At 64.7% G+C, this 21,043-nt stretch carries 22 protein-coding genes; 13 read left to right on the top strand and 9 right to left on the bottom strand.

What is annotated here, in order from left to right; genetic code table 11:
- Positions 1-29 precede the first annotated feature (29 nt).
- From SE92_RS21090 to SE92_RS21070, 5 genes are all read left to right on the top strand, one after another.
- On the top strand, positions 30-1,169 hold the full coding sequence (locus tag SE92_RS21090) for an amidohydrolase/deacetylase family metallohydrolase (RefSeq protein ID WP_063198044.1): 1,140 nt from the start codon (positions 30-32) through the stop codon (positions 1,167-1,169).
- A 272-nt stretch (positions 1,170-1,441) separates the two neighbouring features.
- Positions 1,442-2,659, top strand: a complete 1,218-nt coding sequence (locus SE92_RS21085) for an ABC transporter substrate-binding protein (protein ID WP_063198043.1) — start codon at positions 1,442-1,444, stop codon at positions 2,657-2,659.
- Positions 2,660-2,768: 109 nt separating this feature from the next.
- Positions 2,769-3,383 (top strand): helix-turn-helix domain-containing protein, encoded by a 615-nt coding sequence (locus tag SE92_RS21080; protein ID WP_084251863.1) that lies wholly within the window; start codon positions 2,769-2,771, stop codon positions 3,381-3,383.
- Positions 3,384-3,515: 132 nt separating this feature from the next.
- Positions 3,516-4,616 (top strand): Ldh family oxidoreductase, encoded by a 1,101-nt coding sequence (locus tag SE92_RS21075; protein ID WP_084251973.1) that lies wholly within the window; start codon positions 3,516-3,518, stop codon positions 4,614-4,616.
- Positions 4,617-4,626: 10 nt separating this feature from the next.
- Positions 4,627-5,283 carry a pyridoxamine 5'-phosphate oxidase family protein gene (locus SE92_RS21070; protein WP_063198039.1) on the top strand — a complete coding sequence of 219 codons (657 nt, stop codon included), beginning with the start codon at positions 4,627-4,629 and terminating at the stop codon, positions 5,281-5,283.
- 20 nt (positions 5,284-5,303) lie between these two features.
- Here SE92_RS21070 and SE92_RS21065 read toward each other — a convergent pair whose 3' ends face one another.
- The 5 genes from SE92_RS21065 to SE92_RS21045 are packed head-to-tail and all read right to left on the bottom strand — an operon-like array spanning position 5,304 to position 9,360.
- Positions 5,304-6,449, bottom strand: coding sequence for an acyl-CoA dehydrogenase family protein (locus SE92_RS21065; protein WP_063203675.1), 1,146 nt, complete (start codon positions 6,447-6,449; stop codon positions 5,304-5,306).
- A gap of 13 nt (positions 6,450-6,462) precedes the next feature.
- Positions 6,463-7,290, bottom strand: a complete 828-nt coding sequence (locus tag SE92_RS21060) for an SDR family NAD(P)-dependent oxidoreductase (protein ID WP_063198038.1) — start codon at positions 7,288-7,290, stop codon at positions 6,463-6,465.
- A 20-nt stretch (positions 7,291-7,310) separates the two neighbouring features.
- A complete protein-coding gene (locus tag SE92_RS21055; RefSeq protein WP_063198036.1) occupies positions 7,311-7,721 on the bottom strand; it encodes a MaoC family dehydratase in 411 nt (136 codons plus the stop codon).
- Positions 7,718-8,173 carry a MaoC family dehydratase N-terminal domain-containing protein gene (locus SE92_RS21050; protein WP_063198034.1) on the bottom strand — a complete coding sequence of 152 codons (456 nt, stop codon included), beginning with the start codon at positions 8,171-8,173 and terminating at the stop codon, positions 7,718-7,720. Before SE92_RS21050 ends, SE92_RS21055 begins: the two co-directional genes overlap by 4 nt.
- 5 nt (positions 8,174-8,178) lie before the next feature.
- Positions 8,179-9,360 carry a lipid-transfer protein gene (locus SE92_RS21045; protein ID WP_063198032.1) on the bottom strand — a complete coding sequence of 394 codons (1,182 nt, stop codon included), beginning with the start codon at positions 9,358-9,360 and terminating at the stop codon, positions 8,179-8,181.
- A gap of 88 nt (positions 9,361-9,448) precedes the next feature.
- Between SE92_RS21045 and SE92_RS21040 the strand changes: the two genes are divergently transcribed.
- The 3 genes from SE92_RS21040 to SE92_RS21030 all read left to right on the top strand — a co-directional run bounded on the left by SE92_RS21040 (position 9,449) and on the right by SE92_RS21030 (position 12,525).
- The gene (locus tag SE92_RS21040) at positions 9,449-10,186 is read left to right on the top strand and encodes a TetR/AcrR family transcriptional regulator (protein ID WP_063198031.1); all 738 of its coding nucleotides are present in this window, start codon (positions 9,449-9,451) and stop codon (positions 10,184-10,186) included.
- Positions 10,183-11,739 carry an acyl-CoA synthetase gene (locus SE92_RS21035; protein WP_063198029.1) on the top strand — a complete coding sequence of 519 codons (1,557 nt, stop codon included), beginning with the start codon at positions 10,183-10,185 and terminating at the stop codon, positions 11,737-11,739. The genes SE92_RS21040 and SE92_RS21035 overlap by 4 nt, the downstream gene beginning before the upstream one ends.
- Positions 11,740-11,850: 111 nt before the next feature.
- A complete protein-coding gene (locus SE92_RS21030; protein ID WP_063198027.1) occupies positions 11,851-12,525 on the top strand; it encodes an alpha/beta hydrolase family protein in 675 nt (224 codons plus the stop codon).
- Between the two features lie 3 nt (positions 12,526-12,528).
- On the opposite strand, the gene SE92_RS21025 is transcribed toward SE92_RS21030, so the two are convergent.
- A complete protein-coding gene (locus tag SE92_RS21025; RefSeq protein WP_063198025.1) occupies positions 12,529-13,503 on the bottom strand; it encodes a ketopantoate reductase family protein in 975 nt (324 codons plus the stop codon).
- A gap of 154 nt (positions 13,504-13,657) precedes the next feature.
- Between SE92_RS21025 and SE92_RS21020 the strand changes: the two genes are divergently transcribed.
- Complete coding sequence (locus SE92_RS21020; RefSeq protein WP_063203674.1) at positions 13,658-14,461, top strand: enoyl-CoA hydratase-related protein; 804 nt, start codon at positions 13,658-13,660, stop codon at positions 14,459-14,461.
- A gap of 3 nt (positions 14,462-14,464) precedes the next feature.
- On the opposite strand, the gene SE92_RS21015 is transcribed toward SE92_RS21020, so the two are convergent.
- Together SE92_RS21015 and SE92_RS21010 are read right to left on the bottom strand one after the other, a co-directional pair.
- Positions 14,465-14,737: a hypothetical protein gene (locus SE92_RS21015; RefSeq protein WP_084251862.1), complete on the bottom strand. Its 273-nt coding sequence runs from the start codon at positions 14,735-14,737 to the stop codon at positions 14,465-14,467.
- Positions 14,738-14,872: 135 nt separating this feature from the next.
- On the bottom strand, positions 14,873-15,757 hold the full coding sequence (locus SE92_RS21010; protein WP_063198023.1) for a LysR family transcriptional regulator: 885 nt from the start codon (positions 15,755-15,757) through the stop codon (positions 14,873-14,875).
- A gap of 111 nt (positions 15,758-15,868) precedes the next feature.
- On the opposite strand from SE92_RS21010, the gene SE92_RS21005 reads away from it, so the two are divergent.
- Genes SE92_RS21005 through SE92_RS20990 form a run of 4 tightly spaced genes read left to right on the top strand, consistent with a single transcriptional unit; the run spans position 15,869 to position 19,892 of the window.
- On the top strand, positions 15,869-17,236 hold the full coding sequence (locus tag SE92_RS21005) for an FAD-dependent oxidoreductase (RefSeq protein WP_063198017.1): 1,368 nt from the start codon (positions 15,869-15,871) through the stop codon (positions 17,234-17,236).
- 47 nt (positions 17,237-17,283) lie between these two features.
- Positions 17,284-18,288: an ABC transporter substrate-binding protein gene (locus tag SE92_RS21000; RefSeq protein WP_063198015.1), complete on the top strand. Its 1,005-nt coding sequence runs from the start codon at positions 17,284-17,286 to the stop codon at positions 18,286-18,288.
- A gap of 16 nt (positions 18,289-18,304) precedes the next feature.
- A complete protein-coding gene (locus tag SE92_RS20995; protein ID WP_063198014.1) occupies positions 18,305-19,078 on the top strand; it encodes an ABC transporter ATP-binding protein in 774 nt (257 codons plus the stop codon).
- Positions 19,071-19,892, top strand: a complete 822-nt coding sequence (locus SE92_RS20990) for an ABC transporter permease (RefSeq protein ID WP_063198012.1) — start codon at positions 19,071-19,073, stop codon at positions 19,890-19,892. Before SE92_RS20995 ends, SE92_RS20990 begins: the two co-directional genes overlap by 8 nt.
- A 90-nt stretch (positions 19,893-19,982) precedes the next feature.
- Here the strand turns inward: SE92_RS20990 and gtdA are convergent, their stop codons facing one another.
- Positions 19,983-21,023 (bottom strand): gentisate 1,2-dioxygenase, encoded by a 1,041-nt coding sequence (gtdA, locus tag SE92_RS20985; protein WP_063198010.1) that lies wholly within the window; start codon positions 21,021-21,023, stop codon positions 19,983-19,985.
- Between the last annotated feature and the right edge of the window lie 20 nt (positions 21,024-21,043).

The following is a 21,043-nucleotide window of genomic DNA, read 5'->3' as shown; positions in this document are numbered from 1 at the left end:
TGCATTGGCCGCCACCTCCGGAGACCGTGATGCCTTTCGATTTGATCCTGCGCGGCGGCCGCGTGATTGACCCCTCGCAGAAGCTCGATGCCGTGACCGATGTCGCCTTTGCCGGCGGCAAGGTGGCGGCGGTGGGCAGCGCGCTGAAGGCGGATCCGGGCACCGAGGTGCGCGACGTTTCGAAATACATCGTCACGCCGGGGCTGATCGATCTGCATACCCATGTCTATTGGGGCGGCACCTCGCTCGGCATTGATGCGGAAGAGTTCTGCCGGCTTTCGGGCGTGACCACGGCGGTCGATACCGGCAGCGCCGGGCCGGGCAATTTCGCCGGCTTCCGCAAGCATGTGATCGAGCCGAGCCAGGTCCGCATCCTCGCTCATCTGCACGTCTCGCATGCCGGCATCTTCGGCTTCTCGCACCGGATCATGGTCGGCGAGAGCGAGGAGCTGCGATTGATGAATCCGATCGAGGCGGCGAAAGTGGCCGATGCCAACCGCGACCTCATCGTCGGCATCAAGGTGCGCGTCGGCCTGCATTCTTCGGGGACGTCGGGTGCCGTGCCGCTCGACATCGCGCTCGAGGTTGCCGACGAGGTCGGCATGCCCTTGATGGCGCATATCGACCATCCGCCGCCGAGCTATGAGGAGGTGCTGGCACGTCTGCGTCCCGGCGACGTGCTGACCCATGCGTTCCGCCCGTTCCCCAACACGCCGGCGACCGCGCAGGGCACGGTGAAGAAGGCGGTGCTGGATGCGCGCGAGCGCGGCGTGCTGTTCGACATCGGCCACGGCAAGGGCTCGTTCGCGTTCAAGACCGCGCGCGCCATGCTCGCCAACGGCTTCTATCCGGACACGATTTCGTCGGACATCCACCAGCTCTGCATCGACGGCCCCGCCTTCGACCAGGTGACGACCCTGTCGAAATTCCTGTGCATGGGCATGGAACTGCCGGATGTGATTGCGGCCTCGACGGTGAATGCCGCGATGGCGCTGCGGCGCCCCGAGCTCGGCAGCCTCAAGCCCGGCAGCGCCGGCGACGCCACGCTGATCAGCATCAAGCAGGGCCAGTTCGACTACGAGGACGTCGTCGGCGAGCATCTGATCGGCGATCGGAAGATCGTGTCCGAAGGCGTCGTCATCGGCGGCCGCTGGTGGCATCCGAATTGAGCGTGGCGCCCGCGCCGGATCCATTTTTCTGCCGTTGAGGGCTCGGTCGGGCGCGAGCCGCATCTGCTCAAGATTCGAACTCTGTGCCGCTTCATGTCCGCGTGTGCGGGAGGCGACTGAGCCTGCGCATGCGGTGAACGCATTGCGTCCGGTCCGCTATTACCGCCGCTAATTCTTTGAACAAGCCGCCTAAAAATTATCCTTTGTGCAATAGTGCATGTTATGCAAATTTGCGTATCGTGCCTATTGTCATTCGAAGGAAGGTTCGATCCATGTTCAGAACGAATGCCACTCTTGGCGGGGCCCTCGCAGGGCTGGCGCTGATCCTATTGGCCCTCCCGGCATCCGCCGGACCGGCAATCTCTGACGACGCGGTCAAGATCGGCATTTTGAACGACCAGTCAGGGCCTTACGCCGATCTTTCCGGGCAGGGGTCGGTCGTGGCCGCGCAGATGGCCATCGACGAGTTCGGCGGAACCGTGCTTGGCAAGAAGATCGAGCTGCTCTCTGCCGATCATCAGAACAAAGCGGACATAGGGCTTGCCAAGGCGCGCGAGTGGTTCGATCTGGCCGGTGTCGACGTGGTCGCCGACTTTTCCAATTCGTCCGTAGGGTTTGCGGTCCAGTCGCTCGCCAAGGACCGCGGCAAGGTGACCCTGATTGCGGCAGCTTCGTCAGATTTCACCGGCAAAGCCTGTTCGGCGACCTCCGCCCAGTGGGTCTACACCAGCTATTCGAACGGATACGGGCTGGCGAAGGCGCTCGTCAAATCGGGTTACAGCAGCTGGTTTCTGGTGACCGTGGATTATGCCTTCGGGCAGGCATTCGCCGCCGATATCCGCAAGGCAGTCTCGGAGGGGAACGGCCAGGTTCTTGGCGAAGTGCGACACCCGCTCAACACATCCGATATGAGCTCTTACCTGCTCCAGGCGCAATCATCGAAGGCAAAAGTCGTCGCTTTGGCGAGCGCGGGCGCGGACATGGCAACCGGTATCAAGCAGGCAGCCGAGTTCGGCATCTCCGACCAATCGCTCGTTGCGCCGATCGTCTTCATTACCGACGTCCATTCGCTCGGCCTGGCGGCGGCCAAGGGCCTGAAGTTCGTGACGGCGTTCTACTGGGATCGGGACGAGGAGACGAGGGTCTGGTCCAGGAAGTTCTTCGCGAAGCGGAATGCCATGCCAACCATGACTCAAGCCGGGGTCTATTCGGCTGTGCGGCATTATTTGCGAGCGGTGGAGGCCGCGCAGACAGACGCTGGGCAGGCTGTGATGAACAAGATGAAAGAGCTCCCCGTCAGCGACATTTTCTCGCGCAATGGGAAGGTCAGGGAAGATGGTCTGATGCTGCACGACATGTATCTCGTCGAGGTCAAGCAGCCCTCGGAATCCAAGGCGCCATGGGATTATTACAAGGTTCTGGCGACCATTCCCGCCGACCAGGCGTTCCCGAGTCTGGAGCAGAGCGATTGCCCGTTGATCCGGAAATAGTGCACGGCCCTGTGGCCGGCGGTCGGTAAACGCCTCTCCAATCTTGCATGCCGCGCAAATTGCCTCTAGAGCCAACCTCTAAACGTTCCAAGAGGTCGGGGAGCGCGTTTTGGATCAGGCGCGATTTGTCGCGCGCCAGCTGGGACTTCGTATCCGGGCGGCGCGCCAACTTCGTAAACTCACGTTACAGCAATTGGGGGCCGACACCAATTTGTCGGCCGCCTATCTCTCTCGAATCGAACGGGGAGAGACGGCGACGTCGATCGCCAATCTCATCTCGATCGCGACCCGCCTGAACGTCCCCCTGCGGGATCTCTTTGAAGACACCAACGAGGCCTACGTTCCGAAGCATTATTCGGTGTCTCGGAAGAAGGATCGCACTGATTCCGAGCAGATGTCGGCCAATGGCTACGACTACCACTGGCTGTCGGGTGATCTGACCGAGCCCAGACTCAATGCGTTTCTGCTCGAGTTTCCCGTCGTGTCGGAGATCGACGTCAAGCTGCTCTCCCATGAAGGCGAGGAGGTGCTCTATATCCTCGAGGGCCGCATCGAATTCCAGATCGGAGCCGATCGCCTGACGCTCGACGCCGGCGATTGCGTGCACCTGCTCGGCGACAAGCCCCATATGGGCAGGAACGTCGGCAACAAGCCGGCCAAGATGCTGATGGTAGTGACGCCCTCCGGGGCAGTCGATCTCGCTCCGACCAAGTCGTCCTCTTGATAAATCGCTGAAGCCCTGACGGCAAACCTGGGCAAGCATTGCGACGAGATTGAATTTGCATATCATGCAAATTTGTGGATATTGAATTTTGTCGCTGGATCGCTCTCCGGCCACCACAAAGGAGCAGGCTTCATGCAGGATTTCGTTCAACTGTCGCTGAGCGACGTGCACCGTTCGGCCAAGGCCGCCTTGCTGTCGCAGGGCTTCAACGAGACGCACGCGCAGGCGATCGCGAACACCATCACCGCGGCGGAGCGCGACGAGTGCCGCCACCACGGCCTGTTCAGGCTGCCGTTCTACATGAACGGTCTGCTGTCGGGGCAGGCCTCCGGAGACGCCGAGCCTGCACTTGTCGAACTGATGCCGAGCGTGATCAAAGTCGATGCGAAATATGGCTTCTCTCCGCTGGCTCTCGAGCGTGGCGACGAGCCGTTGGCTGACAGGGCGAAGAAGCACGGTATAGCGGCGCTCGCGGTCACGAACGCACTCAACGTTGCTGCACTCTGGCCGGAAGTCGAGCGCCTTGCTGAGCGCGGTCTCGTTGGCTTTGCATTCGTCGCAGCCAGTCCCTACGTGGCGCCCGCGGGTGGGACGAAACCGCTCTTCGGAACCAATCCGATGGCATTCGCATGGCCACGGCACGACAAGCCACCGGTGGTTTTCGACCAGGCGTCGAGTGCCTCTGCGCGTGGCGAGATCCAGCTTCGCCTACGCGATGGCAAGACTCTGCCGGACGGATGGGCGATCGGCCCTGACGGTAAGCCTACGACCGATCCGGCCAAGGCCCTTGCGGGAGCCCAGCTGCCCTTTGGCGGCTTCAAGGGCTCGAACATCGCGATGATGGTTGAACTGTTGGCCGGTCCTCTTGTCGGCGATGTACTCAGCTTTGAAGCCGGCGAACGTGACAAGGCGAATACCGGCGCGCCCTGCGGCGGCGAATTGATCATCGCCATCGATCCGCTCCGATGTGTCGAAAACGGTGATCGTGTCGCACAGCTCAAGCATGCGGAGATGCTGTTCTCGCGCATGCTTGAGCAGGACGGAGCCAGGCTTCCTTCGGATCGACGGTACGAAGCGCGCGAGCGAACCGCACGGGAGGGCGTCAAGGTACCGGCGTCCCTGCACGAACGAATCAGGGCCTATATCGCTGGAAAGCGCGTCGACGAGCGGAACGACTACGAAGGGGATCACCTCACGCACAGCAAATCCACAATGGCCCATCAGCCCGCGTAGGAGGTTCGTCGTGACAATCATTACTCCGACCGAGAAGACCCGCGTGCGACGACGTCCCGAGCGCGCAGCTTATGACTTGCAAACCATTCACGACATCCTCGATGAAGCGCTAGTGTGCCACATTGGGGTAGCCACGGAGAGTGGGCCGCGCGTCATTCCAACCGCGATCATTCGCATTGGCGAACATGTGTATGTTCACGGCAGCCCGAACAATCAGCTCTTGACGGCCTTGGCGGATGGAGCCCCCGCCTGCATCACGGTCACGCTAGTCGATTCCGTCGTGGCCGGCCGCTCCGGCTTCGGCATGAGTATGGACTATCGTTCCGTCATGATTTTCGGAACGGCCGAGAAGATCGAGGATATCGACGAAAAAGAGCGACTGGTCGCGGCCTTCGTCGAGGATATCGTACCGGGCCATATCGTTCGTCCGCCAAAGAAAAAGGAGCTGGCCGCAACGGTCTTCCTCCGTTTCCCGATTTCGGAGGCCTCAGCGAAGATCAGAAATCACGGCGTGGTCGACCCGGAGGAAGACCACGCCCTTGACGTCTGGGCCGGTGTCGTACCGCTCAAGCTGGTGGCCGGCGAGCCCAGGAATTGCGCGGATCTCAAGCCGGGTATTCCCACGCCAGACTATGTGATGCGCTACCGAAGGCCGTCAGCGAAATAGCCGCGCTACAGTGACGCGACTCACAGCGACCGCGCGATCAACAGCTTCATGATCTCGTTGGTGCCGCCATAGATCTTCTGGATGCGTGAATCGATGAAGATGCGGGAGATCGGATACTCCTGCATGTAGCCGTAGCCGCCGAACAGCTGGAGGCATTCGTCGGCGGTCTGCACCTGTTTGTCCGAGCACCAATATTTCGCCATCGACGCGGTGACCGTGTCGAGATCCCCGGCGACGAGGCGCTCAATGCACCAGTCCACGAAGACGCGTGCGATCATCGCCTCGGTCTTGCGCTCGGCGAGCGTGAAGGCGGTGTTCTGGAAATCCATCAACGGCTTGCCGAACGCCTTGCGCTCCCTCGTGTAGTCGACGGTGAGTTTGACCGCGCGCTCCATCGCGGCGACGGCGCCGACCGCGAGCGCGAGGCGCTCCTGCGGCAATTGCTGCATCAGCTGGACAAAGCCCTGGCCTTCCTCCTTGCCGAGCAGGTTCTCCGGCGGCACCGTGACATTGTCGAAGAACAGCTCCGACGTGTCGGAGGCGTGCAGGCCGATCTTGTCGAGGTTGCGGCCGCGCTTGTAGCCGTCCGCGCCCGCGGTCTCGACCACGATCAGCGAGATGCCTTTTGCGCCGGCCTCGCCGGTGCGCGCGACCACGATGACGAGATCGGCGGCCTGGCCGTTTGTGATGAAGGTCTTCTGGCCGTTGATGACGTAGGAATTGCCCTGCTTCTTCGCGGTGGTCTTGACGGCCTGCAGATCCGAGCCGGTGCCGGGCTCGGTCATGGCGATGGCGCCGACCATCTCGCCGGAGGCCATCTTCGGCAGCCAGCGCTTCTTCTGCTCCTCCGAGCCGTAATTGAGGATGTAGTGCGCGACGATGGCGCTGTGCACGGAGACGCCGGTGGTCAATTCCGGCACGGTGCTTTCGAGATCGTCCAGCACCGCCGCGTCATAGGCGAAGGTGGCGCCCAGCCCGCCATATTCCTCCGGCACGCTGGCGAGCAGCGCGCCCATCTCGCCGAGCCCGCGCCAGGCAAAGCGGTCGACCATTTTCTGCTCGCGCCATTTCTCGGCATGCGGCGCCAGATCCTTGGCGAGGTATTTCCGGAACTGGTCGCGGAACGTGTCCAGTTCTTCGGTCATCCACGATGATCGGTAATGCATCAGCGCCTCGCTCTCAGACAATCAGGCCGCCACCGGCGACGACCACTTGCCCGCTGATATAATTGGATTCCGGACTGCAGAACAGATAGACGGCGTCGGCCGCCTCTTCCGGCGTGCCGCCGCGGCCGAGCGGGATCATGCGCGACATCGCCTCCAGCATCTGCGGCTGCACGCCCACCTTGATGTCGCGGCCGGCGACGTCGATAGTCTTCTGCTGGGCCTCGATCGGCTGGGTCAGGCGGGTGTTGATGAGGCCGAAGGCGACGCAATTCACGTTGACCTTGTAGCGGCCCCACTCCTTGCACATGGTACGGGTCAGCCCGACCAGCGAGGCCTTGGCCGAGGAATAGCTGGCCTGCCCGGCATTGCCGTAGAGGCCTGCGATGGAGGAGATGTTGACGACCTTGCGGAACACCTCGCGGCCCTCCTCGGCTTCCTTCCTGGCGAAGACGCGGATCGGCTCGGCGGCCGCACGCAGGAGGCGGAAGGGGGCAACGAGATGAACGTCGAGCATGGCCTGGAACTGCTCGTCCGTCATCTTCTGGATGGTGGAGTCCCAGGTGTAGCCCGCATTGTTGACGATGATGTCGAGCCCGCCGAACTTGTCCAGCGCGGCGCCGACGAAGCGGTCGGCGAAACCCGGCTCTGCGACGCTACCGTTCACGGCGACGGCGTCGCCGCCGAGCGCCTTGATCTCCGCCACCACGGCGTTGCCGGGTTCGGCATCGAGATCGTTGACCACGACCCTGGCGCCTTCGCGCGCAAGCTTGAGTGCGATCGCGCGCCCGATGCCGCGGCCCGAGCCGGTGACGAGCGCGACTTTTCCTTGCAGTTTTGCCATTTGCATGTGTCCTGTTGCTGTCACAGCGCGACGATGGCGCTGCCCTCGAGCTTGATCTCGCCGCGATCGTCCCTGGTGGTGAGCGCGAGCCTTGCGCGCCGTTCGCCGGCTTCCGCAAAGAGCTCGGTCACGGTGCCTTCGCAGGTCAGTTTGGCGCCGAGCTGCGTGATGGCGACGAAACGGGTCGAAAAATGGCGCAGCCTCGACGGTGGCACAGCATCCGTGAGGGCCTGCCCGAGATAGGCCATCACCAGCATGCCGTGCGCGAACACATCCGGGAATCCGGCCGCCTTGGCAAAGTCGATATCGACGTGGATCGGATTATGATCGCCCGATGCGCCGCAATAGAGCGCGAGCGTGTGGCGGGTGATCGGCGGGAAGACCTTGTGGACGAGACGGTCACCGGCCTTGATGTCTCCGGATGCCGTCATGCCGCCACCCCGTTACGGATCACGATCGTGCGCGCGGTATCGGCGACGTGCACGCCGTCCTGGTTGGTCACCTCGCATCGGATGCCGATCAGCGTCATCGCGCCGCCCTTCTTCTCCGTCACGTGGGTCACGCGCGGCCGGAACGTCAGGGTGTCGCCGACCAGGACCGGCGCGTGATAGGCGAAGCTCTGCTCGCCATGCAGCACGCGGGCGAGGTCGATGCCGAGCGCGCTGAACATTTCGAAGGGGTCGTCGACGTCCATCATCTCCAGGCAGAACAAATAGGTCGGCGGCACCGGCATGCCGGTGAATCCGGCCGCCCGCGCAGCATCTGCGTCGCGGTAGACCGGGTTCTCTTCACCCAGCGTGTTGAGGAAGTAGCGGAGGCGGCCCGGCTCCACATGCGCGGTGACGGGCGTGAAGCTGCGCCCCACGGCGGACTGATCGACCATGGACGTCAGTGCCGCTTGTAGAGGGTGACGACGCAGGCGCCGCCGAGGCCCAGATTGTGCTGGAGTGCGACCTTCGCGCCCTCGACCTGCGTGGCACCTGCCGTGCCGCGCAACTGCCGCGTCAGCTCGTAGCACTGCGCAAGCCCGGTGGCGCCAAGCGGATGTCCCTTCGACAGCAATCCGCCGGACGGATTGGTCACGATCCGTCCGCCATAAGTGTTGTCGCCGTCATTGATGAACTTGCCGGCCTCGCCCTCGCCGCAGAGGCCGAGCGCCTCGTAGGTGATGAGCTCGTTGTGGGCGAAACAGTCGTGCAGCTCGACCACGTCGAGATCGTCAGGCCCGATGCCGGCGCTCTCGTACACCCGGCTTGCCGCCTCCTTTGCCATGTCATAGCCGACCAGCTGCATCATGTCGCCGGCCTTGAAGGTCGAGGGCGTGTCGGTGGTCATGGCCTGCGCCGTGATGCGGACCTGCTTGCCGATGCCATGCTTGTCCGCGAACCGCTCGGACACCAACACTGCCGCGGCGCCGCCGCAGGTCGGCGGGCACGCCATCAGGCGCGTCATCACGCCCGGCCAGATCACCTGGTCGTTCATGACATCATCCGCGGTGACTTCCTTGCGGAAGAGTGCGAGCGGATTGTTCTTGGCATGGCGGCTCGCCTTGGCGCGCACCTTGGCGAAGGCGTCGAGCGGGGTGCCGTATTTCTTCATGTGGCTGAGCCCGGCCCCGCCGAAATAACGCAGCGCCAGCGGAATGCCGGGCGCGTCGATCAGCTCGTCCGCGGCCGCGTCGAACTCCTCGAATGCGCTCGGGCGGTCGGTATAGACGCTGCCGAGCGCGCCGGGCTTCATCTGCTCGAAGCCGACCGCCAGCACGCAATCCAGCGCGCCGCTCGCGATCATCTGCCGCGCCATGAACAGCGCGGTCGAGCCGGTCGAGCAATTGTTGTTGACGTTGACGATAGGGATGCCGGTCATCCCGACAGGGTAGAGCGCGCGCTGCCCGCAGGTGGAATCACCGTAGACGTAGCCGACATAGGCCTGCTCGACCTCGTCGTAACCAAGACCGGCATCCGCGAGCGCCAGCTTGACGGCCTCCGTTCCCATCTCGTGGTAGGGCGCGCTGGCACCCGGCTTGGCGAAGGGGATCATGCCGACCCCTGCGACGATGACGTCAGACATCGCTTCCTCCAAATAAATTACCCATTGGACTTTTTCTTACCCATGGGTAACATATCGGTCGATGTCCTCCAGAGTCAACCGATCCCACATGGATTCAGCGCCGCCCGCTCCTTCCTCGTCGCCGTCTTCGCCCTGGCTGCCGTTCGAGAGCCGCCGCCGCGCTCGCGACGAAAAGCGCGAGGCGGTGCTGCGCGCCGCCGTCCAGCTGTTCCTGGAGCAGGGTTATCATCGCGTGACGCTGAACGAGGTCGCCGAGCGGCTGAACATCACCAAGCCCGCGCTGTACAATTACTTCCGGGGCAAGGACGAGATCCTGTTCGAATGCTGGTCGATGGGCGCCGAGCTCGTCGACAGCGTGATCACGGAGATCAACGCCGGCGGCGGCTCCGGCCTCGCCAAGCTGCGTAAGCTGGTGCACGCCTATGCCGCGCTGATGGCGACCGATTTCGGGGCGAGCCTCGTGCGGTTCGATCTGCGAGACCTGACCGAGCGCAACGCCGCTGTCGCGCGCACCGCCAAGAAGCGGATCGACGCCACCTTCCGGCGATACATTGCCGCAGGCACGGCGGACGGCTCGATCAGGCCCTGCGATCCCAAGCTCGCAGCCTTCGCCATCGCGGGCGCGCTCAATTGGATCGGCCATTGGTATCGCCGCGACGGTGAGCTGTCGCCGACCGAAATCGCCGACGAGTTCACGGTTCGCCTGACGGAAGGTCTGGCGAGCGAGAGCCGGCAGCAGATAACAAACAAGACGCCGAGGGCGCCGCAACGGCGCAACTCAGGACGCGCAACATCAGGGAAGAAGCGTACAGGAGGACCGCGATGAACATCACGCATGGACTGCGGCGCGCGCTGCAGATCAACCCGAACGGGCTCGCCACCGTCTACGGGCAGCGGCGGCGCAGCTGGGCGGAAATCGGCGAGCGCGTCGCGAGATTGGCCGGTGGCCTGCGGACGCTCGGCGTCCAGGACGGCGATCGTGTCGCGATCCTGTCGTTCAACTCGGATCGCTATCTAGAGCTCTATCTGGCGACCGGCTGGGCGGGCGGCGTGATCGTGCCGCTCAACATCCGCTGGAGCGCGCTGGAAAACGAGGACGCGCTGCGCGACTGCCGTGCCTCGGTTCTGCTCGTCGACAAGGCCTTTGCGCAGGTTGGCACGCAACTCGCCGGCGCCATTCCGGGGCTCAAGCTGATCTACGCCGACGACGGCGAGGTGCCGGCCGGAATGGAGAGCTACGAGGATCTGGTCGCGGGCAGCGCTCCGGTCGCCGATGCCATGCGCAAGGGCGATGATCTCGCCGGCATTTTCTACACCGGCGGGACCACCGGACGTTCGAAGGGCGTGATGCTCAGCCACCAGAATCTGATGGCCAACGCGCTCAACGCTCTCGGCGAAGGGCTGTTTCCGGGGAGTGCGATCTATCTGCACGCTGCGCCGATGTTTCATCTCGCCAACGGGGCGGCGATGTATTCCCTGCTGCTCTCAGGCGGCTCCAACGTGATCGTTCAGGGCTTCACGCCCGAAGGCGTGATGGCCGCGATGCAGAACGAGCGCGTCACCGACGTGCTGCTGGTGCCCACGATGATCCAGATGTTCGTCGATCACCCGGCGATTGGAAACTACGATTTGTCGCCGCTCAAGAACATCATCTACGGGGCCTCGCCGATCAGCGAGGCGGTGCTCGACCGTGCCGCGCGCGCATTGCCGCATGTGCGCTTCACGCAGGCTTACGGCATGACCGAATTGTCGCCGATCGCGACGCTGCTGCACGCCGACGAGCATGTCGGGGAAGGGCGCAGGAAGGGCCGCCATCGCGGTGCCGGCCGCGCCACGCTCGGCTGCGAGGTGCGGATCGTCGACGAGAATGACCAGCCCGTGCCGGCGGGTGCGGTCGGCGAGATCGTGGTGCGCGGCGACACCGTGATGATGGGCTATTGGGAGCGGCCGGAGGAGACCGCGCGGGCCGTGGTCGACGGCTGGATGCATACCGGTGATGGCGGCTACATGGACGAGGACGGCTTCATCTACGTCGTCGACCGCGTCAAGGACATGATCATCTCGGGCGGCGAGAATGTGTACTCGGTCGAGGTCGAGAACGCGCTGGCGCAGCACCCCTCGGTGCTGCAATGCGCGGTCATCGGAGTTCCCAACGAGCAATGGGGAGAGCAGGTTCATGCCGTCGTGGTCAAGCGCGGCGGGGTGGAGGTCTCGTCCGGCGAGCTGATCGAGTTCACGAAGACGCTGATCGCCGGCTACAAGTGCCCCCGCAGCATCGAGATCACCGAGACCCCGCTGCCGCTGTCGGGCGCCGGCAAGGTGCTGAAGCGCGAGCTGCGCCGGCCGTTCTGGGAAGGGCGGGAACGGCGGGTCAGCTAGGGCCGGCGTTCGCGCAGGCCGCGCGCATGCCGGGGACAAGCGCGAGGTCTCCTGTTTTCAGATCGCGGTCCCGCAGGTAGCATTGCGGGGGCTCATCGGGAACATTCAGTCTTGACCCAGGCGCGCGAACTCAAGCTCGACATCGAGCGCATCGGGACGGTCTCGGCCATCCTGACGCAGCCGGGCAAGGCGCGTGCCTGCTACGTTCTGGCGCATGGTGCCGGCGCCGACATGCGGCATGCCTTCATGGAGAAGACTGCAATCGGTCTCGCGGGCCGCGGCATCGCGACGTTCCGCTTCAATTTCCCCTACATGGAACAGAAGAAGGGGCGTCCCGACCAGCCGGCGGTGGCGCACGCGGCCGTCCGCGCTGCCGTCTCGGAGGCGGCGCGGCTATGTCCCGGCGCGACGCTCGTCGCGGGCGGCAAATCCTTCGGCGGGCGCATGACCTCGCAGGCGCAGTCGAAGGCGCCGCTTCCAGGTGTGAAGGGCCTCGCCTTCCTCGGCTTCCCCTTGCATGCCGCCAAGAAGCCTTCGTCCGAGCGGGCCGAGCACCTCGCCGGTATCACCATCCCCATGCTGTTCCTGCAGGGCACGCGCGACGAGCTCGCCGATCTCGGGCATCTCAAGCCTGTCATCGCCTCGCTTGGTGCGCAGGCGACGCTGCATGAAGTCGAAGGCGGCGATCACTCCTTCGCCGTGCTGAAGAAGTCCGGCCGCAGCAACGAGGAGGCGCTCACGGAAGTGCTCGATACGCTCGCGGCCTGGATCGACCAACTCGCCTGACGTTCAGGCCGAATAGAGCCCCTTGTCGCGCGCCTTCTGGATCGCGAGTGCGGCGATCAAGTCAAGTGTTGGCGTCGACAGGCCGGCGGTGCGGGCGAAGGCGGCGGGCGCTTTCACCAGCACGTCGATCTCCATGGCGCGGCCGAGCTCGTAATCCTGCAGCAGCGACGGTTTGTGGTTGGGGGCAGGGCCGCTGCGCGTCACGCGCTTGACCTCGGGGATGAAATGCTGGGCGATGTCGTTGGCCTCGTTCAGCATGCGCGGGATGACCTCGGCGAAAGCAGGGTCGTCGCGCACGCCGCGCGCGGTCTGGCCGGTCAGCAGGCACAGCACCGAGAGCGACATGTTGGTCAGCAGCTTTGACCAGATCGCCTCGCGGATCTCGGCCACCGGCGGGGATTCCAGCCGTGCGTCGTTGAAGACGTTGCGGAGCTTGGTGATCCGCTCGCAATTGCGATCGTCGCACTCGCCGATCAGCAGGCGGTTGCGATCCGGGGTCAGGTTCTGCACCACGCCGGGGGCGGTCACCTCGTTGGAGGAGAACACGACGCCGCCGATGATCCGCTCCTTCGGGATGCAGGCGCGCAGGCGTCCGCCGGGGTCGAGAAAGGAGATGTCCGGCGGCGTCGGGTGCCGCGGCGGCAGGCCGATCCCGTACCACCAGGGAATGCCGTTCTGCGCGAACACGATCGCGGTGTCGTCCTGCAGCAGCGGTTTGATGCTGGAAACCAGTCCCGGCAGCGCCGTCGCCTTGAGTGTGGAGATCACGACGTCCTGCGGGCCGAGCTGGGCCGGATCGCCCGATGCGTTCACCTTGGCGCTGACCTCGGAATCGCCGACGCGCAGCCTGAGGCCGGCCGCGCGCGCCGCCTCCAGATGCGCCCCCCGCATCACGCATGAAACGTCATGGCCGGCCCGCGCCAGCCGGACCGCAATATGGCTGCCGACGGCGCCCGCGCCGAAAATGCAGATGCGCATATATTTCCTGTCCCTGATCCCGTGGTGCCGCCCGGCGTCACCATGACACAAGCCGCCATGCGATGGACGCGACCGCCCCACGCTGGAAAGATATGGATCGGGATGTGCCGCCTCGGCCATAGTGCAAGCCAACAACGAAGCGGAGGGATCGCCGATGACTGCCAGCCCCGTCCTGTGGAGCCTCGATGAGCGTGGGGTTGCAACCGTCACATTGAACCGGCCGGAGGTCAACAACGCCTATGACGGCGCGCTGATCGCGGGCGTGCTCGCGGCCATGGACGAGCTGGGGAAGAAGCCCCACCTGCGCGTTGTCGTGCTCCGCGGCAACGGCAAGCACTTCCAGGCGGGGGCGGACCTCAAATGGATCAACGGCGTACGGCCGCAATCGGCAGAGGCCAACGAGGCGGCATCCCGTGCTACCTTCGAAGCCGTGCAGCGGCTCAACACGCTGCCGATCCCGACCGTGGCCTTGGTACAGGGCGGCTGCTTCGGCGGCGGCACCGGCGTGATTGCGGCCTGCGATGTCGTCATCGCCGCGGACAACGCGCTGTTCTCCATCACCGAGGTGCGCTGGGGCCTGACGGCCGCGATCATCATCCCGCAGCTCTGCGATGCCATCGGCGTGCGCCAGGTCCGCCGCTATGCGCTTACGGGCGAACGTTTTGGTGCCGAAGATGCCCGCCGCATCGGCCTCGTCCACGAGGTGGTGCCGCTCGCCGGTCTCGAATCCGCAGGCGCCAAGGTGGTCGAGCAACTGCTCGCCAACGGGCCGGAGGCGATGGCCGAGACCAAAAAGCTTGCGCTGGAGAGCTCGTTCGGCGGCATGGCGGTGGACGACGCGGCGTATACGCGGCTCGTGCAGCTGCATTCGCTGAAGCGGCAGAGCGCGGAAGCCGCGGAGGGACTGGCCTCGTTCGCCGAGAAGCGGGCAGGTAGGTGGGGCGGTGCGAAGGGCTGAACGTCAGCAGCCGCGGCAGATGTTGTTGATGCTGCGATAGACGGCATCGTCGTCCTGCCGCATCTGGCGCAGCGTCTCGAGTGTGTTGTTCTCGGCCGCGGCAGGTGCCGGCTTGTGTTTCGCTGCCAGCTCGTCCTCCTGACGCTTGTAGCAGGCCTCGCGCTCCGGCTTGGCCTGGATGAAGCGGCAGTTTTGCTCAACGGCCGCGGCCGGAGCGGTTGAGATCGCGAGAGCGGCGAGGGCAGGCAGGGCGAATTTCACGACGATCGAATCCATGGCGGCCCTTCTCTCAGGTTCGCCATTCCCAAGCAACCATCTTGCGCCAGGCCTGTAGCCCGGATGGAGCGAAGCGCAATCCGGGACCAGGTCCCCGCATTCCGCTGCGCTGCATGCGGGCTACGGCACCGCCATCTACAGCGACGGCGCCAGCGACGTTCTCAGCAGTGTCAGCAGCGCCTGCACTGCAGCCGCATTGCGCCGCCGTTCGGGGATCGCGGCTTTTACCCATAGCTCCGGAATCGGAAAGTCGCGCAGCACCGGCTTCAGCATGCCGTCGCGCAGCGCATCCGCCACGAGGTAATGCGAGATCAGCGCGATGCCGTTGCCGGCGATGGCGCTGCGCGCCAGCACGTGGCCTTCGTTGGAGGAGAGCAGCGGGCTGACCTGGATGCTGATGCGGCCGCGCGGTCCGTCGAAGACCCACTCGGGTCCGGTCGGCAGGAAGCTGAGGCAGCGATGCTCGACCAGATCGCGCGGATGCTTTGGCGTACCGTGTTTCTTCAAATAGGCCGGCGAGGCGCAGAGCAACCGCTTCAGCGCGCACAGCGGCTCATCGACCACGCCGCCGAACGAATGCGGAAAAGCGCCGATGGCGATGTCAAAGCCTTCGGTCACCGGATCGACCGGCCGATCGATCAGCACGATATCGAGCTTGAGCTTCGGGTTCTGGGTCTGGAACGCGCTGAAGGCATCGGCGAGGCGTGCCACCGTCAGCGAGGTCGGGGCCTTGATGCGGAGGTGATCGACGAGATCGTGGCCCTTCTCGCCCATGCGCGAGAGCAGATCGGTGGCGTCAGTCACCACGCCGCGTGCGCGATGCACATAGCGCTGTCCGGCTTCGGTCAGCCGCAATTGCCGGGTCGAGCGGTGAAACAGCTGCGTGCCGATCCGCGCCTCCAGCTGCGTGACGCGCTTGGCGACCACCGAGGTCGAGACGTCAAGCTTTCGCGCCGCGGCGGAGAAGCCGGCCGCATCCGCGGTGGCGAGGAAGGCCTGCAGGTTCACCAGGATGTCCATCTCGACCTTTCTCGATTCGCGTAAGCTGATCGCGTATTTTGGTGGATTGTAGCTCGCGGCGCGTTAATTCATAGTCGCCCCAAGCAAAGGAAATCCGGGAAGGGACGCGCCATGCGGGCCACGACGATCGAAGAACCGGCACGCCAGGTGCCGCTCTACGGCGAATATGAAGTCGTCGTGCTCGGCGGCGGTCCCGCCGGCATCGTCGCGGCGGCCTCAGCTGCGCGGGCCGGACGGAAGACGCTGCTGATCGAGCGCTATGGCTTTCTCGGCGGCATGGGAACGGCGGCCGGCGTCACCAATTTCTGCGGGCTGCATGGCAATGTCCATGGCGAGCACCGGCGGCTCGTACAGGGCATGGCGTCCGAGCTGCTGGCGCGGATCGATCGGCTGGGTGGCCTCAACACGCCGCATCTGATCCTCGGCAAGGTGTTCGCCCAGGCCTACGACACCGCCGCCTACAAGATCGCGGCCGACGAGCTGCTCGCCAGCCACAGGGTTCACATCCTCTTTCACGCGCTCGGCGCCGGCGTCGTGATGGGCGACAACAGCCGTATCGACGTGCTGCTCGTCGAGACCAAGGCCGGCCGCCAAGCGGTGCGATCGGAGATCTTCATCGACTGCTCCGGCGACGGCGACCTCGCGGTGTGGGCCGGCGCGCCGTTCGAGATCGGCGACGAACACGGCCATCCGCTCTATCCCTCCATGATGCTGCGTCTCAACGGCATCGATCCCGCCAAGGCGGGTGACGCCTGGCGTACCATCCCGCAATTGATGGAGAAGGCGACCGCGGCCGGCACCCACAAATTTCCTCGGAAAAGCGCGATCGTGCGGCCGCAGAAATCCGGCATCGAATGGCGGGTCAACTTCACCCAAGTCGCGCGCGAGGACGGCTACGCCATCAACGGCGTCGAGCCCGACGATCTCACCCGCGGCGAGATCGAGGGCCGCAAGCAGGCGCTCGCCGCCTACGAGTTTTTGCGCAGCACGGTGCCGGGCTTTGAAAAGTCCTACATCGTCGATTTGCCGCCGCAGCTCGGCATCCGCGAGACCCGCCGCATCACGGGCGGCTACCAGCTCAGCGGCGAGGACGTGCTCGGCTGTGCCTCGTTTACGGATTCCATCGGCGTCAATGGCTGGCCAATCGAGGCCCATGTTCCCGGCGATGTCGTCTTCACCTTCCCGCCGATCCCGGAATCGCGTGGCTATAACGAGTTGCCCTACCGGATGCTGGTGCCTGATGGGGTCGACAATCTGCTGGTCGCCGGCCGCTGCGCCTCCATGACCCATGAGGGCCAGTCGGCGGCGCGGGTCTCCGGTGCCTGTTTTGCGATGGGGGAGGCTGCCGGTTCCGCCGCCGCGCTGGCGCTCTCCGGAAACCGGATCCCGCGCGAAATCCCCATTGAAAAGTTGCAGGAAACGTTGAAACAACAGGGCGCCTTCATCGGCCGGGACCAGGCGGTGCCTGAAGGTTTGTGACGGGCTTGCAACAGAACGACCGAGACAACGACGGCGGAGGAAACGGGATGATCGGGATGGTGCGGCTCGCGCTTGCGGGCCTTCTGGCGATCACGGCGATGGGCACGGCGCGGGCCGAGGATGCGCTGAAGGCCAGGATCGGCGTGCTGCGCCTGTCGTCCTCCGCGCCTGTTTTCATCGCGCAGGACAAGGGTTATTTCCGCGAGGCCGGCCTCGATGTCGAGCTGAAGTTCTTCGACGCGGCGCAGCCGATTGCGGTCGCGACCACCTCGGGCGACGTCGACTTCGGCATCACCGCTTTCACCGCCGGTCTCTACAACCTCGCCGGCAAGGGGACGCTGAAGGTGATCGGCGGCATGAGCCGCGAGAAAGCCGGCTACCCCCTGATCGGCTATTTCGCCAGCAACAACGCCTACGCGGCCGGATTGAAGACGCCGAAGGACCTCGCGGGAAAACGCGTGGCGATGACGCAGGTCGGATCGAGCTTTCACTATTCGCTCGGCCTGCTCGCCGACAAATACGGCTTCAAGCTCGGGGACGTGAAGATCGTGCCGCTGCAATCGCTGTCGAATGCGGCCGCCGCGCTGAAGGGCGAGACCGTCGATGCGGCGCTGCTTCCTATTTCCACCGCGCGAAAGCTGATGGACGAGGGCGGCGCGAAGTTCCTGGGCTGGGTCGGCGACGAGACGCCCTGGCAATTGGGCGCGGTGTTCGCCTCGCCGAAGACGCTGACCAACAAGGCGTTGGTGACAAAGCTGCTCGGCGCGCTCGCTAAGGCCGACCGCGAATATCACGACGTCATCCTCGCCGCGATGAAGGACGGCGTCGCGCCCATCAACGACAAGACGAAACCGCTCCTGGAGATCATCGCGAAATACACCAACCTGCCGGTGGAGCAGGTGGTCGGCAATTGCGCCTATATCGATCCCGACGGCAAGCTCGACGTGAAGAATGTCGACAACCAGATCAAATGGCTGCAGGAGCAGGGCTTTGCCGACAAAGGCTTTGACGCGGAAGCGATCATCGCCAAGGACTACGTGAAGGCGGATTGAGAGCAGAAACCAGTTCATGGACCTGATCGCCAGCCACATCACCCACCGCTTCGGCGATCTCGCCGTGCTCGACGATGTCTCCTTCACCGTCGGCGCCGGCGAGGTGGTGGCGATCGTGGGGCCTTCCGGCTGCGGCAAGAGCACGCTGCTGTCGATCCTCGGCGGACTGTTGCAGCCGACCTCCGGCGCGCCCGAGCTCCGGGGCTCGCCGCCGGCGGACAGCCTCAATCCGCTGACCTTCGTGTTCCAGGACTTTGCGCTGCTGCCCTGGGCGACGGTGGAGGAGAATGTCGAATTCCCGCTGCTGCACACCCAGCTTTCGGCCGTGCAGCGACGCGCGCTGGTCGAGGACGCCCTGCGCCGCACGACGTTGACTGATTTCCGCAAAGCCTATCCGAAACAGCTTTCCGGCGGCATGCGGCAGCGCGTCGGCATTTCGCGCGCGCTCGCGGTCAAGCCCGCCATCCTGCTGATGGACGAGCCGCTGTCGGCGCTGGATTCGCAGACCCGCGAGCTCTTGATGGAAGACTTCGTCCGCCTGCTCGCCGATGGCGGTATGGGCGCGGTTTACGTCACCCACAATCTCGAAGAGGCGGCGCGGCTCGCCGACCGCATCGTGGTGCTGTCGCGCAGGCCCGGCCGCATCCGCGAGGTCGTGACCGTGCCGATGACGCGCGCGGCGCGCGGGGAGGCTGAAGCGCGCGAAAAACTGCTAGCGCTGCAGAACCAGATCTGGTCGCTGATCCGCAACGAGGCGATCGATGCCGAGCGCGAGGTCCAGCATGCTTGATCGCGCGCCGGCCGAAATTGCGAAAGACGCTGCCACCCGGCGCGTCCGCTTCCGCGGCGCCGGCTTCGTGCCGGCCTCGAGCCGCTACGGCGGCTGGATCGCGCTCGCCATCGTCATCGCGATCTGGCAGGCCGCGGGCAGTGCCGGCCTCGTCAATGCGCTGTTTCTGCCGACACCCGCCGCAATTGTCCGTGCGATCTATCAGCTCGCGATCTCCGGGGCGCTCTGGCAGCATCTGTCGGCCTCGCTGCTGCGTATCGGCGTAGGCTGGCTGCTCGGCACGGCGGCGGGCGTCGCTGTGGGCTTTGCCATCGGCCTGTCCAGGCTGGCGCGCAGCGTCGGCATCACCTTCATCTCGGCGCTGTTCCCGATCCCGAAGATCGCGCTGCTGCCGCTACTCATTCTCTGGCTCGGCATCGGCGAAGAGCCGAAGATCGCGACGATTGCGCTTGGCGTCTTCTTCTCGACCGCGATCTCGGTCTATAGCGGTGTCGATGCGGTGCCGCGAAACCTCATCCGCATGGCGCAGAGCTTCAACGTCCCCTTCGCGACCATCGTGCGCAAAGTGATCTGGCCGGGCGCACTGCCCGCGATCCTCGCCGGCTTCCGCATCACGGCCTCTGTCGCGCTGCTCCTCGTCGTCAGCGCCGAGATGATCGGCGCCCAATACGGCATCGGCGCCTTCGTGCTGCAGGCCGGCAATCTCATGCAGACCGATCAGCTGCTCGCGGGCGTCGTGATCCTGTCGGTGTTCGGCCTCGCGGTCGGCAAGCTGATCGGCTGGCTGGAGGTGCGGTTGCTGCACTGGCGGTAGCGGCAATCCGCGCTGCCACCTCTTCTGTTTCCGCGTGTGCCGAACGAAGATGGTGGATTACGCCTTCGGCTAATCCACCCTACGAGAGTCTCACGCGTTGCCGCGATCTTCCCTGAACAGATCCAGCTTCTGCTGCACCGGCCGGTCCGAGAAGCTGAACAGCACCGCATCCTCATCCGCCTCATGCGTGACCCAGTGCCAGCTCGGCACCACGAACAGATCGCGAGGGCCCCATTCGAACACGGCGTCGCCGATACGGCTGCGGCCACGGCCCTCGATCGGGCAGAACACGGTCGCGTCGGTTGCGCGATAGCGCGCGGTCTTGAAACCCTTCGGCAGCAGCTGGATGAAGGTGCCGATGGTCGGCATCGCGAAATCGCCGGTCTCGGGGTTGCTGAATTTCAACTTCAGCCCGTGGCAGGCGTCCCACTCCTGGCTCGTTCGAGCCTTCTCCAGTGCCTCACGCGTGTAGGCATAGGGATAGCTGAAGATCGGCGAGGTCTTCGAGCTCCGCTTTACATCGACCGGCAGCAGATTGTGGCCGTAGCGCGCAAAGCTGTCGCCCGCGGGTTTTGTGATCTTCTGCTGGTCCTCTTTCGATCCTTCCGCGAAGGAGCAGTCGAAGAACTGCACCAGCGGAATATCGAGCCCGTCGAGCCAGAACATCGGCTCGTTGGTTTCGTTGGAATGATCGTGCCAGGTCATCGATGGCGTGATGATGAAATCGCCAGGCTCCATCGCGGTGCGCTCGCCGTCGACCGCGGTGTGGGCGCCCCTGCCTTCGAGCACGAAGCGCAGCGCCGACTGGCTGTGCCGGTGCGCCGGTGCGACGTCGCCGGGCACCACCATCTGCACGCCGGCATAGAGCGAGGTCGTGATCTTGGACTGGCCGCGCAGGCCGGGATTCTCCAGCACCAGCACGCGGCGCTCGGCCTCCTTGGCGGTGATCAGCTTGCCGGCCTCCGTCATGTAATCGCGGATGACGTCGAACTTCCAGAGGTGCGGGCGGCAGGCGCTCTTCGGTTCCGGCGTGATCAGATCGCTCATCACCGTCCACAGCGCGGTGAGGTTTTCGCCGTCGATCTTCTTGTAGAAGGCCTCGCGTTCCGGCGTCTTGGTCACGGCTTCCATGGCGGCGCTCCCGTTCGTTT

Origin of the sequence: Bradyrhizobium sp. AT1 (assembly GCF_001590795.1) — a bacterium.
Lineage (GTDB): Bacteria > Pseudomonadota > Alphaproteobacteria > Rhizobiales > Xanthobacteraceae > Bradyrhizobium.
This window is presented reverse-complemented; position numbering and strand designations above follow the sequence as displayed.